This window comes from Paenibacillus terricola (assembly GCF_014779765.1).
Classification (GTDB): domain Bacteria; phylum Bacillota; class Bacilli; order Paenibacillales; family Paenibacillaceae; genus Paenibacillus_T; species Paenibacillus_T terricola.
The window spans coordinates 16957-27809 of sequence record NZ_JACXZA010000014.1; the positions used below are offsets into that span (position 1 = coordinate 16957).

Below are 10853 nucleotides of genomic sequence, written 5' to 3' on the forward strand. Positions count from 1 at the left end.
GGTGTTGGAGTGTGTAGGACAGACTTTTTATGAAGGTGGGATTTAAGCATGAAAACCCTCTTCAGACCTGTAGGATTAACGGAGATGAAGCTGATTCTAGACTTAGAGTTGAAAGCATTCCCTCCTCGTTTGCCAGAACAACCGATATTCTATCCGGTATTAAATAAAGAATATGCTGCTGAGATTGCACATGAATGGAATACCAAAGATAAATTCTCGGGATATGTTGGTTTCGTTACTGAGTTTACAGTAAAGTGCCCATTTATTGATAAGTATGAAGAACAAATTGTAGGTTCAAGGACACACGAGGAATTGTGGATTCCATCAGAGGAACTGGAAGAAATGAATGCCAATATAGATGGTCGAATCAAGTTGATTGATGTTTTTTACGGGAAGGAATATGAGGGGATAACTTCAGACTCTGAACCTTTTCAGGAGAAAACATTGATGGAACAGCTAAGGCTATGGCATGAGCTTTGCGTGAAGGATTGGACTGACTTTAACCAAGAGATTCGAGAACAATGGAAATTCATCTTCATGAATTATAGCTATTGGGTAGCGTTAGATCCTACATTAGTTGGGTTGAATGAAAAATTGAAGAACAAGGTTTTATCTAAAATGCATGAATGCTGGAAAGAGCATTTGTCGGACATCTCTTTATTGGGAGGTATTCATGTATAACCGAATTCATATTTTTGGAGCCTCTGGCTCAGGAGCGACGACGCTAGGCAGCGAGTTAACGAAAATTTTGCCCCATGTGAATTTTGATGGCGATGATTATTTCTGGAAAGAGAAGTTCAGCAGCCCAAGGGTTCCGCAGGAGAGAGTTCAGTCATTACAAAAGGATATGGACAGCCATGAGCAATGGATTCTCTCCGGAGCAATTTGCGGTTGGGGAGATGAGTTAAAGTCGATTTTTGATCTAGTTGTTTTTCTACATGTTCCTGCAGAAATTAGATTACAGCGGCTGCGGGATAGGGAATTTCAACGATATGGTGATTCGATATTGCCTGGCGGTGACAAACACGAACAATCTGTTGCGTTTTTGGATTGGGCTGCGCTTTATGACACAGCAGGTTTAGAAGTGAGAAGCAAGGCGCTCCATGAGCAGTGGATGCTAGACTTAACATGTCCTATTCTACGTATAGAGGGAGACCAGTCCGTTGAGGAGAGAGTTGAAATTGTTATGAGGTATATTGAGCGGACTAAGGAGATTTAAGATGACAATCATGGTTTGTATTGTTATCGCAGCTCTAAGTATTACTATTCTTCAATTTAAATACTTTCAAATATATAAGAAACTCATAAGCCGATTTACAATATTCAGCATTGCAGGTTGGGTTATAGCGTTAATCGTATATGGAGTTATTACAGGAAGCTCACAACCTAGTTTTAAAGATCTGAAAGAAGATTACCCTATCTATATCATTGTTATTGTGATTGCTTTAACAATACAATTCATAATAAAGCGAAACGATGATTCGCTCAAAAGGAAACGCGATTAGTAAGATCATCCTGATACGTGCTGAAAGGAATGAAGGCTGTATGATTACCTTTGAAAGAAACAATAACAAATTTAACTTCAGAGTTGCAGGCATTGTTATTCATAATGATCGTATTTTGCTGCACACAATATTAAAAGATGATTTCTGGAATCCACCTGGTGGTAGAGTAGAGTTCAATGAATCGACAGATCAAACCATCGTCAGGGAATTACGAGAAGAACTGGATATTGAGGTTCAAGTTAAGGAGTTGCTTTTTGTGAATGAGGACTTCTTTGAGTATGACGGCAAGCAATACCATGAGATCGGTTTTTACTATTTGATTAGTGTTCCGGATGAGCATGAGATTCTAAAGCAAGAGGATGTATTTAACGGTATTGAGGATGATGGAAGACTTATTTTTAAGTGGTTCTCTATAGATCAGTTAAACGAAATTGTGGTATATCCTGAACAATTGAAAACTAAATTATTGGATTTGAAAGTTAACAATCAGATCGAACATCATATAACCCGTCAATACTAAGCGCCGGAAGCCGATCCGTAATACTAAGGAGGATTAACACCATGTCACATGTGAGAGTCCGATGCACAGGTTTAATTATACAAAATGACTGTGTCCTACTTGTTGAATATAACGAGGATGGAATTCACTATAACCTGCCAGGCGGCGGGTTAGAACCTGGTGAAACGATCAAGGAAGGCGTCATCAGAGAAGTATTTGAGGAGACGGCAGCCGAAGTAATAGTTGGACCGCTCGCTATAGTATACGAAATGGCACCGCATAACCAATCAGGAGAATATAGTGACCAGGAGCCTCACGCGGTTAGTTTAATATTCGAATGTACTTTAACAGAACATTCAGTGCCGCAATTACCTGCGCACCCAGATCCTCACCAGTCCGCAGTAAAGTGGATACCTCTAAGAGAGTTAGACAACATTGTGTTATTCCCCAATATTAAAGACCAGATCAGAGAGTATGCAGCTAGCATGAGAAGTGTCGAATTAATTGAAGACCACCAACTGAAGAGGCAAGTATTCACTAATGAATAAATGTTCCTGAATGGCGGGAGATGTTAATGACAACCGAAGTTCGACTTGCTGTTACTAGTGAAAAGGGTCTTATGGAAAATCTGTTGCAATTATATATGTATGACTTTACCGAGTTTACGGATGTCGATATAAACCCTAACGGAATGTACAATGTTTTTCCTGATTTTGATTCATATTGGGAAGAACAGCGAGCGTATCAACCCTATATTATTCGAGTGAACGACGCAATTGCGGGGTTCGCTTTGGTTAAGGAGACTACAACCGAAACGAGGAAATACAATTACTTAGCTCATTTCTTCGTACTGCGGAAATACCGAAGGCAAGGAACTGGTAAAGAAGCCGCTATTTATTTGTTTAGTGCATTGAAAGGCGAATGGGAGCTTTATCAAATTATTCGCAATGTACCGGCTCAGAAGTTCTGGACCAAGATAATTGATGAATTTACAGGTGGAGTTTACGAAGGAAAGATAGAAAACGGAAGAAGATATCAAACATTTTGGAGTAGATAGTTACAATAAAGCATACTTAAGTTGGTGACTAGGTTGATCAGAAAAGCAGAACTTGCGGATCTTGATTTCATGGTTCAAATTGATTTGAAAGATGAAGGAATAACACTAACTTCAGATCTCCAATGGTCAGAGCATGAGTTGACGCTTCGTGACCCACACGGAGGAACGCAACCAACACGTACTCGATATGAATGAGAAATTAGGGTACATGGAAGTAAGACGAGGGCCAATCTGGGACGAAATCGTTCGAGTAAGTTTGATAAAGCACGTCGGGATATAAGGTTGATTATAGCGAGATAGGAGCTTGGATATGAAAGCGGTCATCTTTGATATGGACGGGGTAATCATTGATTCGCATTCTGCAGCCTATGAATTGCTTCACGATGCTGCTAGTTCATTTGGCTGCCAATTGACGATTGAAGAAATAAAGTCGTGGGGAAGTTTAAGCTCCCGTCAATTCTGGCACATCGTGAAAGACAGGTTTAATCTATCAGTTCCTATGGATGAGCTGCTTAGCTCCTATAAAGTTGACAAAGAAATTGAAATGTATAAACAGATTGGCATGATTACAGGTGCACTTGATTTATTACAGATGTTAAAAAGGAATAAGATCAAGATTGCACTCGCAACAAGTGCATCAAAGAAAAGAATGGATGCCGTATTGGATATGTTTCGAATACGAGCATATTTTGATGCGTGTATCTGTGATGACGATGTGAAGCATTCGAAGCCCGATCCGGAAATATTCTTAGCAGCGGCCAACCAGTTGGCAGTTGAACCAAGGTGCTGTATTGTAATTGAGGATTCTAATAATGGGCTGAATGCCGCAAAAAGCGCAGCAATGAGATGCATAGGGTTTAAAGGACTAAGCCATGTGAGAGAGAATATGGAAGGCGCGGACTGGATCATTCATGCTTATGACGAAATTAATATGATGAGATTGACAGAACTTTGGGACGGATTAAGCACGGAAGAATAAAGAATAGCAACCAGAGAGAATTGGAGTGATCAATATGTCATTAGTCATATCGAATAACATAGATGCTAAGAACAATGATTACGTAAGAAACAAGATGATCGAGTTCAATCATAAGCACTTCCCGGATGATCTCAAAGGCCGCTATCAGGAACTGAAGTTGCATTTGGTTAATGAGAGCGGCGAGGTGCTTGGTGGTATCGTCGGTGAGTTTTGTTGGAATTGGTTGGAGATTCATTATCTCTATGTGGAGGAAGAGCAGCGCAAATCAGGTTATGGCCGGGCTCTTCTAAGAGAAGCGGAGAAGCAGGCAGTTGATAAGAAGTGTGATTTTATTAAGCTGGATACACTGAGCTTTCAAGCATTGGACTTCTATTTAAAAGAAGGTTTTCAGATCTATGGAACGATCGAGAATGCGGGTCGACACACTCACTATTATTTGAAGAAAGACCTATAGCGCACGTTATGAATATCTTATGGGACTTCGACGGTACATTGTTTGATACTTACCCTGCTTATACGGATATATTCTATGAAGAGCTAGGTGGACAAGTATCTAAGGAAGAAATATTAGCTCATTTGAAAATATCGTTTACGCATGCAGTGAGGCACTATGGATTGACTGAACAGCAAATAAAGCGAGTATTCGCAATGGAACAGGATATCGATCCAGCGCTGACGCCACCTTTTCCCTACGTAGAGAAAGTACTACAGCTCGCCGAGATAAATGTGATTATGACTCACAAGCCCCGTAATGAGGTCATACATATTCTCAACCATTATGGGTGGACTGACTATTTCAATGAGATCGTGGCCGGCGATGATGGTTACCCAAGAAAGCCTGATTCGGCATCCTATGTTTATTTGCACAATAAATACAGAATCGACCTAGCTGTTGGAGATCGTGAGCTGGATATCATTCCAGCAAGATCGATTGGTATTCAAACCTGTTTGTTTCAGAACAATACTCCTGGAGCAGATTTGTATTTAACAACGTATGAGGACTTTTTTAAGATTTTTAAAACCTAGTACAGAAGTGAAGTGCCGAGATACGATCAATTAAGGTCGAAGCTGCGGCACTTTTTTGTCGCAAAATAGTAGTGCCGTTGAAATAATAATAGGTTACAATACCAATTATAGGAATTAGAGGACGCGATTTGAGAGGTGAAACGATGACTTATGATTGTCTTTTATCCAAAGCGAGAAACATAGGAACATCATACTGTCACTACTTCAAAGCTTATATGAAGATAACGAAGTCATTGGCGTGATGCTAACGGGATCTCATGCACGTGGAGATGCTCATTCAACTTCGGACATTGATCTGGTTGTTCTTCTACAAGATGGGCATAGCCGGCAATTCGAGGCGATTACAGTTGATGAGATCTTGGTTGAGTTAAAATATGCGGACAGACAGAAGGCAATCGATAAGCTTGAATCCAACCCGATGGAGCCCTATCCGTATATGGATGGTAAAATGTTGTTCGACAAATATAATGTTTTCGAATCACTAAGACTCGAGGCTATACGTGTATTTAATAACTACAACGCGAGCATGAAGGAAAGGAAGGCAATACATCATTGGCTTAGGACTGCCAAGATCAAGATCTTTGCAGCGATTGAATCCAATGATCGATTGAAAGCAAGTTTTGTTACATCAACAACGTCGTACAAAATTCTAGAAGGATTATGGATGGTATGTGGCAAGCCTGTTCCCCCGACCGGCAGTGTGCTGCCGCATATCGGGGATCTTATGGAAGAAATACCTCACATTCGAGAGTGGATGGACGGTTTGTTCTTAGGCACGATTGACGAAAGGATGCGTACAGCTATTGAGATGATTGATTGGGCGAACACTAGGATTATGAATGAAGAACGATTGATTGAAATGAGTGATTAAATATGAAAAAAAAGAAAAATGGTTTGGGTTGAAGAGTTACATCAAGTGGAACAGGGCCGTGATGCAGTTGGATAAACTATAGAAAGAGGAGGTGAAAGACATTCAAACACCTGGACATCAAATAGAAAAGTTAATTCAAGTTGTACAAAAACATAAAGCAATCTATGAATTTCTTAATAGGGTTCATGAGTTGCAGTTGAATAACTATTATATCGGAGCGGGATGTATTGTACAGACAATATGGAATGATATAAGTGGCTTTCCACTCGATTATGGAATTAAGGATGTAGATTTTGTTTATTATGATGACCATGATTTATCTGAGGAAACAGAAAGAAATCTGCAAGCGCAACTTGAAGGACTATTTCCAGACTACCCTTTTAGAATCGATGTGAAGAATGAAGCAAGAGTTCATCTGTGGTACAGAAACAAATTTGGATATGAGATCGCACCATATCGTTCATTAGAAGAAGCAATAGATACTTGGCCAACTACAGCCACATCTTTGGGTATAAGAATAAGATCACATATGTGGGAAGTATACGCTCCTTATGGATTAGATGATTTATTTAATAAAGTAATCAGACCAAACAAACGCCAAATTACTAAAGAAATCTATGATAAGAAAGTAGATAGATGGAAATCACAGTGGAGTGATTTGAGAATAGAACCCTGGGAATAGCTGATACTCAATAAATAGAAAAAGTTGAGGAACTACAAAAGGGGCTGCTGGACTAAGGGTTCAAAAAGTACTTATAGTCGTTATTCTGCACCTCTGGCCCGAATACAATAACAATCGATCTGAATGAATTGTCTTGTTATTAGGGAGGGAGCACATGAAGTTCATGTATCTATTATGCCTGGCAGCAATCATTACGCTATCGGGTTGTAATCATGCAAATAACGAAACGCAACCATTATATAAGCCTACGTCGATGCTTTCTACCGAGAAGGGGAAATACTACATCACAGCTGTTGGTATGACTACTGATCAGGAATTTGAGTTTCAGCAATTGTTTGATCGTTATATGCAAATCATAGCTGGCTATTATGCAAATAGCACACCCAATGAAGAAGAGCTTCAGAGGTTACACATAGAGGGCTTTCCTGTATACATTGTCTTTGATACAGATCAAGAGGTATATCGAACGGATCAAATGATTGAGCTAGAGAGATATCTTGAAAACAAGGAACTGGGCAAATAAGCAGAATGATCATTATTTTACGAAGGATGAAAAGAGTGAGAATTAAGTTACTCCTAGCACTTATTATAATGGTGTTACTCTCAGCCTGCAGCTCTACCGAAAAATTGCTGGATGACAGTATGTTTAAGGTAAGATTTGAAATTCCTCCAAGCATTAAGGCGGGTCAAACATTTGAGGCCAATGCATTTATAACGAATGAATCAAACAAGAGTTGGGATATTAGCCATGGTGTTGATTTATTTACGTTCGCTATAAAAGATGAGAATGGTCAACTTGTTAATCAAAAGGATACTGTGCTCGTGATCGCATTAGGGATTGCTTCTACTATTCTTCCTGACAAACCGTACTCCTATGTCGATCCCAACTCTGATCGGTTCCGCATGCTGACCTTATCAGAACCCGGTCATTATTCAATTACGGCTAAGGCGAAATTTAGGATTAAAGATAATGATGATACCTATAAGGATATGATTGTGACTTCGGAGCCCAAAGAAATCGTAATTGAATAGATTCTCCCATAGGAAGGAATTGAAACTTGTGAACTTTGACTTTTACAGGAAGCAAATTGTGTTAGAGAACGACCTGGTGAGACTCGTCCCCTTCAATAAAGAGCTTGCTGCCGGTTTAAGGCCGATCATTAACGATTTTGAAATAACGCGGTACTCCGGCAATCATATTACGAATGAGGACGACTTCAACAACTATATAGACAGAGTGAATGAAGTACGGATGACAGGTCAAGGATACCCCTTCCTTGTAATCGATAAGCAGAGTGGTCAAATCGCCGGAACGACTAGACTGGGGAATATTCGTTTTGACAGCAAGCGGCTTGAGATTGGCTGGACGTGGTACAGCAAACCGTTCCGAGGAAGCGGGATTAACAAGGCCTGCAAATATGAACTATTGAAATTTGCATTCGAGACCATGCATTTCAACCGGGTTCAGTTCAGTGTAGATAGAGAGAATGTGCGATCCCAGAGAGCCGTATTGAAACTAGGTGCAACTCAGGAAGGGATCTTTCGATGCAACTACATGAACGCGAGTGGAGAATGCAGGGATGATATTTACTACAGCATAATACGAACAGAATGGGAAGAGATCAAGCGGACAAATTTTGTTGATTGTCATGGGGTTACCAACTACTAGCTACGACTGTATCTCAGGACAAGGAGTGTTAATCATGTTCAAAGACTATGCGCAATGTCAGATTACGATATTGCCTGTGAGGAATTTTAAGGAATCGCTCGAATTCTATAAGAATGTGCTGGGCTTTGATGTTGCTTGGATTTGGGACGATGAGGGTTATGGAGCTGTACACTGCGGTGGAGTGGAAATCCATCTGGACAAACAGGATGTGATTCACCCTTATCAATCTTATCTATTCGTAAACGACGTGGATGTCATATATGCGTGGTATAGAGATCAAGGTGTCCGCATTGTAAAAGAAATTGAATCGAAGCCTTGGAATGTAAGAGAGTTTACGTTTGAAGATATTAACGGGCATTTGTTCAGAGTAGCAAGCAACGAAGAGAATGATACAAGAACGAAATAAGACAGGAAAAAGAGTGGATTCTTGTTAAGAGCCATAAGGAAAATTGTTAAAGGGCTTCCCTATACGGTTTAAGTTTTCTGGAGTGGCTTGTTGTTTGCTCTCATCGTGTGGACGATTTCTGTGGCAGCGCTTAGTACAGTGTAGCTTGAAGGAGAAGGTATTGTGCGATGATGATTATGAGAGTGACTTCAATGAATAATTATGATTTAGACATCCTATTGGCAGAGAGTAAGTCTCAGGGTTATCGATTTATTCAGAAGCTTATCGACGAATACGAGTCAGGCGACAATCAGTTTAACAAACAGGGAGAATCATTATACGTTGCAATTATTGATGGAACCGTTGTTGGTGTAGGCGGCCTGAACATTGATCCGTATCTTGGTCGAGTAGATATCGGACGGGTCAGACACTTATATGTTAGGCAGGATTACCGATGCCATAAAGTTGGAACAAACCTTTTAGAAGCGATCATTGAGGGAGCTAAGAAGCACTTTTACATAATTACCCTGTATACAGATAACCCGGCTGCCGATCAGTTATATACGAAGAATGGCTTTGAGAAAACTGATCAAATCTATAAGGCCAGTCATGTTATGACTTTGTTGCATGAATAGCAGAGCAATGCAAATCGAATAGGTCCAACCAACATGTTGAAAGCGCTATAATATTGTGAAATGAATACTGCAACATGACTCAAACTCCAATTTAGCTTGTGGCTGGTGGACTTTACGGCTATTTAAGCCAAGTATCAGATAGGAGGAACAATGGGGATGAATGTTGGTTTACTGCTGCTGATTCTGGCATTCGTTGTCGTGCTGCGCTCTTATTATATTAAGCCGCCCAAGAGAGATTTGATTGATACTAGTGAGCTGCCGAAGTATTATTTTATTGAAAAGGCTAATCGGATGGATCTCCAGCAAAGCAATGAATGTGCGGCTTTTTCAAGCGCATTTATTTTGAGGCACTTCGGGGAAGAAGCGGATGGCAATGAGCTCTATCGTCGATTCCCTCGCAAACGGCATAATGGAACCGTGGACCCCAAGGATTATGGATTCCATAACGAATACGTTTAATGGAACGGTTCAGCTTTGTCGATTTAATAGTGAGAAGAAGGAAGCATTCATTGGTCGCTTTCTAATTGGAAGTGATTCAGATCGAGGACGTGGGACAGGAAAGGCTGCACTCAAGAGATTGGTTGAAATCGGCTTCGGTGAATTCGAGCTGGAGTCCATTAAACTGAATGTATTTGACTTCAACGATGCAGCAATTAGATGCTATCAAGCGATAGGATTTACGCAAAACGAGTTTACTGAAAACGTTTATAGGTCGAAAGATGGGTTGGTTTGGAACAATATTGAGATGATGATTAATCGGGAGAGTTTTTAAGGAGCAAACGAGTAAAAAAGTTTAAATGCGGGGTTTAATAGTGAATATGGAGGTGCTATTATGCAGTCAAAAGTTATTGGACAAACGCAATCTTCAGGCTTTCAAATAGGAGTAAGGAGAACATTTGATATTCCGGTAGAGAAGGCTTGGGATTTGATTGTTTCAGCCGAAGGGGTTCAGTTGTGGTTAGGACAGGTAGACTCGGTTACTTGGGAGAAAGGCCAACGCTATCAAAGTAAGGATGGGATCTCTGGCGAGATTAGAACCATTAATATACATCAGAACATACGGCTAACATGGAAGAAAGCGAATTGGGACAAGCCTTCAACAGTCCAAATAAGGACAATCGCTAAGGGCAGCAATCAAACGACCATTAGTTTTCACCAAGAGAATTTGAGCGGTCCGGACATAAGAGAAGAGATGAAGTTGTTATGGGAAGATGCATTGAGTCGCTTGAAGACGATGATTTAGCATCGATAGATTCAGTTACATACACATCTATTTGTATGAGAATTGATACGTCAGTAATGGATGAATGAAAGTTTTTAAATTAATTTATTAAAAACACTTGCGCAAATCATAAAGTGCATGGTATATTCTAATTCCGGCCGAGAGAAACACGCCGGCAACGAGAAACAGAATGCGAAATGAATTGTTCTTTGAAAACTGAACAACGAGCGAAACTGTCAGTTTAAATGTTTTAAATGAGCTAAACAAGCACTTCTTTTATGGAGAGTTTGATCCTGGCTCAGGACGAACGCTGGCGGCGTGCC

At 40.2% G+C, this 10853-nt stretch carries 19 protein-coding genes; all 19 read left to right on the plus strand.

Annotated features, from left to right (window positions below; genetic code table 11):
- Window positions 1-48: 48 nt before the first annotated feature.
- Complete coding sequence (locus tag H8B09_RS29960; RefSeq protein WP_191207234.1) at window positions 49-681, plus strand: hypothetical protein; 633 nt, start codon at window positions 49-51, stop codon at window positions 679-681.
- Window positions 674-1219 carry an AAA family ATPase gene (locus tag H8B09_RS29965; protein WP_191207235.1) on the plus strand — a complete coding sequence of 182 codons (546 nt, stop codon included), beginning with the start codon at window positions 674-676 and terminating at the stop codon, window positions 1217-1219. Before H8B09_RS29960 ends, H8B09_RS29965 begins: the two co-directional genes overlap by 8 nt.
- A 1-nt stretch (window position 1220) precedes the next feature.
- Window positions 1221-1505, plus strand: coding sequence for a hypothetical protein (locus H8B09_RS29970; protein ID WP_191207236.1), 285 nt, complete (start codon window positions 1221-1223; stop codon window positions 1503-1505).
- A gap of 40 nt (window positions 1506-1545) precedes the next feature.
- Window positions 1546-2025, plus strand: a complete 480-nt coding sequence (locus tag H8B09_RS29975) for an NUDIX hydrolase (RefSeq protein ID WP_191207237.1) — start codon at window positions 1546-1548, stop codon at window positions 2023-2025.
- Between the two features lie 41 nt (window positions 2026-2066).
- A complete protein-coding gene (locus H8B09_RS29980; RefSeq protein WP_191207238.1) occupies window positions 2067-2552 on the plus strand; it encodes an NUDIX domain-containing protein in 486 nt (161 codons plus the stop codon).
- A 26-nt stretch (window positions 2553-2578) separates the two neighbouring features.
- Complete coding sequence (locus H8B09_RS29985) at window positions 2579-3061, plus strand: GNAT family N-acetyltransferase (RefSeq protein ID WP_191207239.1); 483 nt, start codon at window positions 2579-2581, stop codon at window positions 3059-3061.
- A 310-nt stretch (window positions 3062-3371) separates the two neighbouring features.
- Window positions 3372-4040 carry an HAD family hydrolase gene (locus H8B09_RS29990; RefSeq protein WP_191207240.1) on the plus strand — a complete coding sequence of 223 codons (669 nt, stop codon included), beginning with the start codon at window positions 3372-3374 and terminating at the stop codon, window positions 4038-4040.
- A 34-nt stretch (window positions 4041-4074) separates the two neighbouring features.
- Window positions 4075-4494: a GNAT family N-acetyltransferase gene (locus tag H8B09_RS29995; RefSeq protein WP_191207241.1), complete on the plus strand. Its 420-nt coding sequence runs from the start codon at window positions 4075-4077 to the stop codon at window positions 4492-4494.
- An 8-nt stretch (window positions 4495-4502) separates the two neighbouring features.
- Window positions 4503-5066, plus strand: coding sequence for an HAD-IA family hydrolase (locus tag H8B09_RS30000; RefSeq protein WP_191207242.1), 564 nt, complete (start codon window positions 4503-4505; stop codon window positions 5064-5066).
- 154 nt (window positions 5067-5220) lie between these two features.
- A complete protein-coding gene (locus H8B09_RS30005; protein ID WP_224754136.1) occupies window positions 5221-5937 on the plus strand; it encodes a nucleotidyltransferase domain-containing protein in 717 nt (238 codons plus the stop codon).
- A gap of 91 nt (window positions 5938-6028) precedes the next feature.
- Entirely contained in the window at window positions 6029-6619 is a 591-nt protein-coding gene (locus H8B09_RS30010) for a nucleotidyltransferase family protein (RefSeq protein WP_191207244.1), read from the plus strand.
- A 154-nt stretch (window positions 6620-6773) separates the two neighbouring features.
- Complete coding sequence (locus H8B09_RS30015) at window positions 6774-7142, plus strand: hypothetical protein (RefSeq protein ID WP_191207245.1); 369 nt, start codon at window positions 6774-6776, stop codon at window positions 7140-7142.
- A gap of 35 nt (window positions 7143-7177) precedes the next feature.
- Window positions 7178-7651 carry a putative periplasmic lipoprotein gene (locus tag H8B09_RS30020; protein WP_224754137.1) on the plus strand — a complete coding sequence of 158 codons (474 nt, stop codon included), beginning with the start codon at window positions 7178-7180 and terminating at the stop codon, window positions 7649-7651.
- A gap of 58 nt (window positions 7652-7709) precedes the next feature.
- Window positions 7710-8288: a GNAT family N-acetyltransferase gene (locus H8B09_RS30025; RefSeq protein WP_318152863.1), complete on the plus strand. Its 579-nt coding sequence runs from the start codon at window positions 7710-7712 to the stop codon at window positions 8286-8288.
- Between the two features lie 34 nt (window positions 8289-8322).
- Window positions 8323-8694 (plus strand): VOC family protein, encoded by a 372-nt coding sequence (locus H8B09_RS30030; protein WP_191207248.1) that lies wholly within the window; start codon window positions 8323-8325, stop codon window positions 8692-8694.
- A gap of 167 nt (window positions 8695-8861) precedes the next feature.
- A complete protein-coding gene (locus H8B09_RS30035) occupies window positions 8862-9308 on the plus strand; it encodes a GNAT family N-acetyltransferase (protein WP_191207249.1) in 447 nt (148 codons plus the stop codon).
- 156 nt (window positions 9309-9464) lie between these two features.
- Window positions 9465-9767 carry a hypothetical protein gene (locus H8B09_RS30040; protein ID WP_191207250.1) on the plus strand — a complete coding sequence of 101 codons (303 nt, stop codon included), beginning with the start codon at window positions 9465-9467 and terminating at the stop codon, window positions 9765-9767.
- Window positions 9742-10080 carry a GNAT family N-acetyltransferase gene (locus H8B09_RS30045; RefSeq protein ID WP_191207251.1) on the plus strand — a complete coding sequence of 113 codons (339 nt, stop codon included), beginning with the start codon at window positions 9742-9744 and terminating at the stop codon, window positions 10078-10080. The genes H8B09_RS30040 and H8B09_RS30045 overlap by 26 nt, the downstream gene beginning before the upstream one ends.
- A gap of 60 nt (window positions 10081-10140) precedes the next feature.
- Window positions 10141-10551 (plus strand): SRPBCC family protein, encoded by a 411-nt coding sequence (locus tag H8B09_RS30050; RefSeq protein WP_191207252.1) that lies wholly within the window; start codon window positions 10141-10143, stop codon window positions 10549-10551.
- Window positions 10552-10853: the final 302 nt, after the last annotated feature.

What these genes read in the sequence shown, in the direction of transcription:
- H8B09_RS29960 (WP_191207234.1), top strand. Translation starts at nt 49, where the DNA reads ATGAAAACCCTCTTCAGACCTGTAGGATTAACGGAGATGAAGCTGATT.
- H8B09_RS29965 (WP_191207235.1), top strand. Translation starts at nt 674, where the DNA reads ATGTATAACCGAATTCATATTTTTGGAGCCTCTGGCTCAGGAGCGACG.
- H8B09_RS29970 (WP_191207236.1), top strand. Translation starts at nt 1,221, where the DNA reads ATGACAATCATGGTTTGTATTGTTATCGCAGCTCTAAGTATTACTATT.
- H8B09_RS29975 (WP_191207237.1), top strand. Translation starts at nt 1,546, where the DNA reads ATGATTACCTTTGAAAGAAACAATAACAAATTTAACTTCAGAGTTGCA.
- H8B09_RS29980 (WP_191207238.1), top strand. Translation starts at nt 2,067, where the DNA reads ATGTCACATGTGAGAGTCCGATGCACAGGTTTAATTATACAAAATGAC.
- H8B09_RS29985 (WP_191207239.1), top strand. Translation starts at nt 2,579, where the DNA reads ATGACAACCGAAGTTCGACTTGCTGTTACTAGTGAAAAGGGTCTTATG.
- H8B09_RS29990 (WP_191207240.1), top strand. Translation starts at nt 3,372, where the DNA reads ATGAAAGCGGTCATCTTTGATATGGACGGGGTAATCATTGATTCGCAT.
- H8B09_RS29995 (WP_191207241.1), top strand. Translation starts at nt 4,075, where the DNA reads ATGTCATTAGTCATATCGAATAACATAGATGCTAAGAACAATGATTAC.
- H8B09_RS30000 (WP_191207242.1), top strand. Translation starts at nt 4,503, where the DNA reads ATGAATATCTTATGGGACTTCGACGGTACATTGTTTGATACTTACCCT.
- H8B09_RS30015 (WP_191207245.1), top strand. Translation starts at nt 6,774, where the DNA reads ATGAAGTTCATGTATCTATTATGCCTGGCAGCAATCATTACGCTATCG.
- H8B09_RS30030 (WP_191207248.1), top strand. Translation starts at nt 8,323, where the DNA reads ATGTTCAAAGACTATGCGCAATGTCAGATTACGATATTGCCTGTGAGG.
- H8B09_RS30035 (WP_191207249.1), top strand. Translation starts at nt 8,862, where the DNA reads ATGATGATTATGAGAGTGACTTCAATGAATAATTATGATTTAGACATC.
- H8B09_RS30040 (WP_191207250.1), top strand. Translation starts at nt 9,465, where the DNA reads ATGAATGTTGGTTTACTGCTGCTGATTCTGGCATTCGTTGTCGTGCTG.
- H8B09_RS30045 (WP_191207251.1), top strand. Translation starts at nt 9,742, where the DNA reads ATGGATTCCATAACGAATACGTTTAATGGAACGGTTCAGCTTTGTCGA.
- H8B09_RS30050 (WP_191207252.1), top strand. Translation starts at nt 10,141, where the DNA reads ATGCAGTCAAAAGTTATTGGACAAACGCAATCTTCAGGCTTTCAAATA.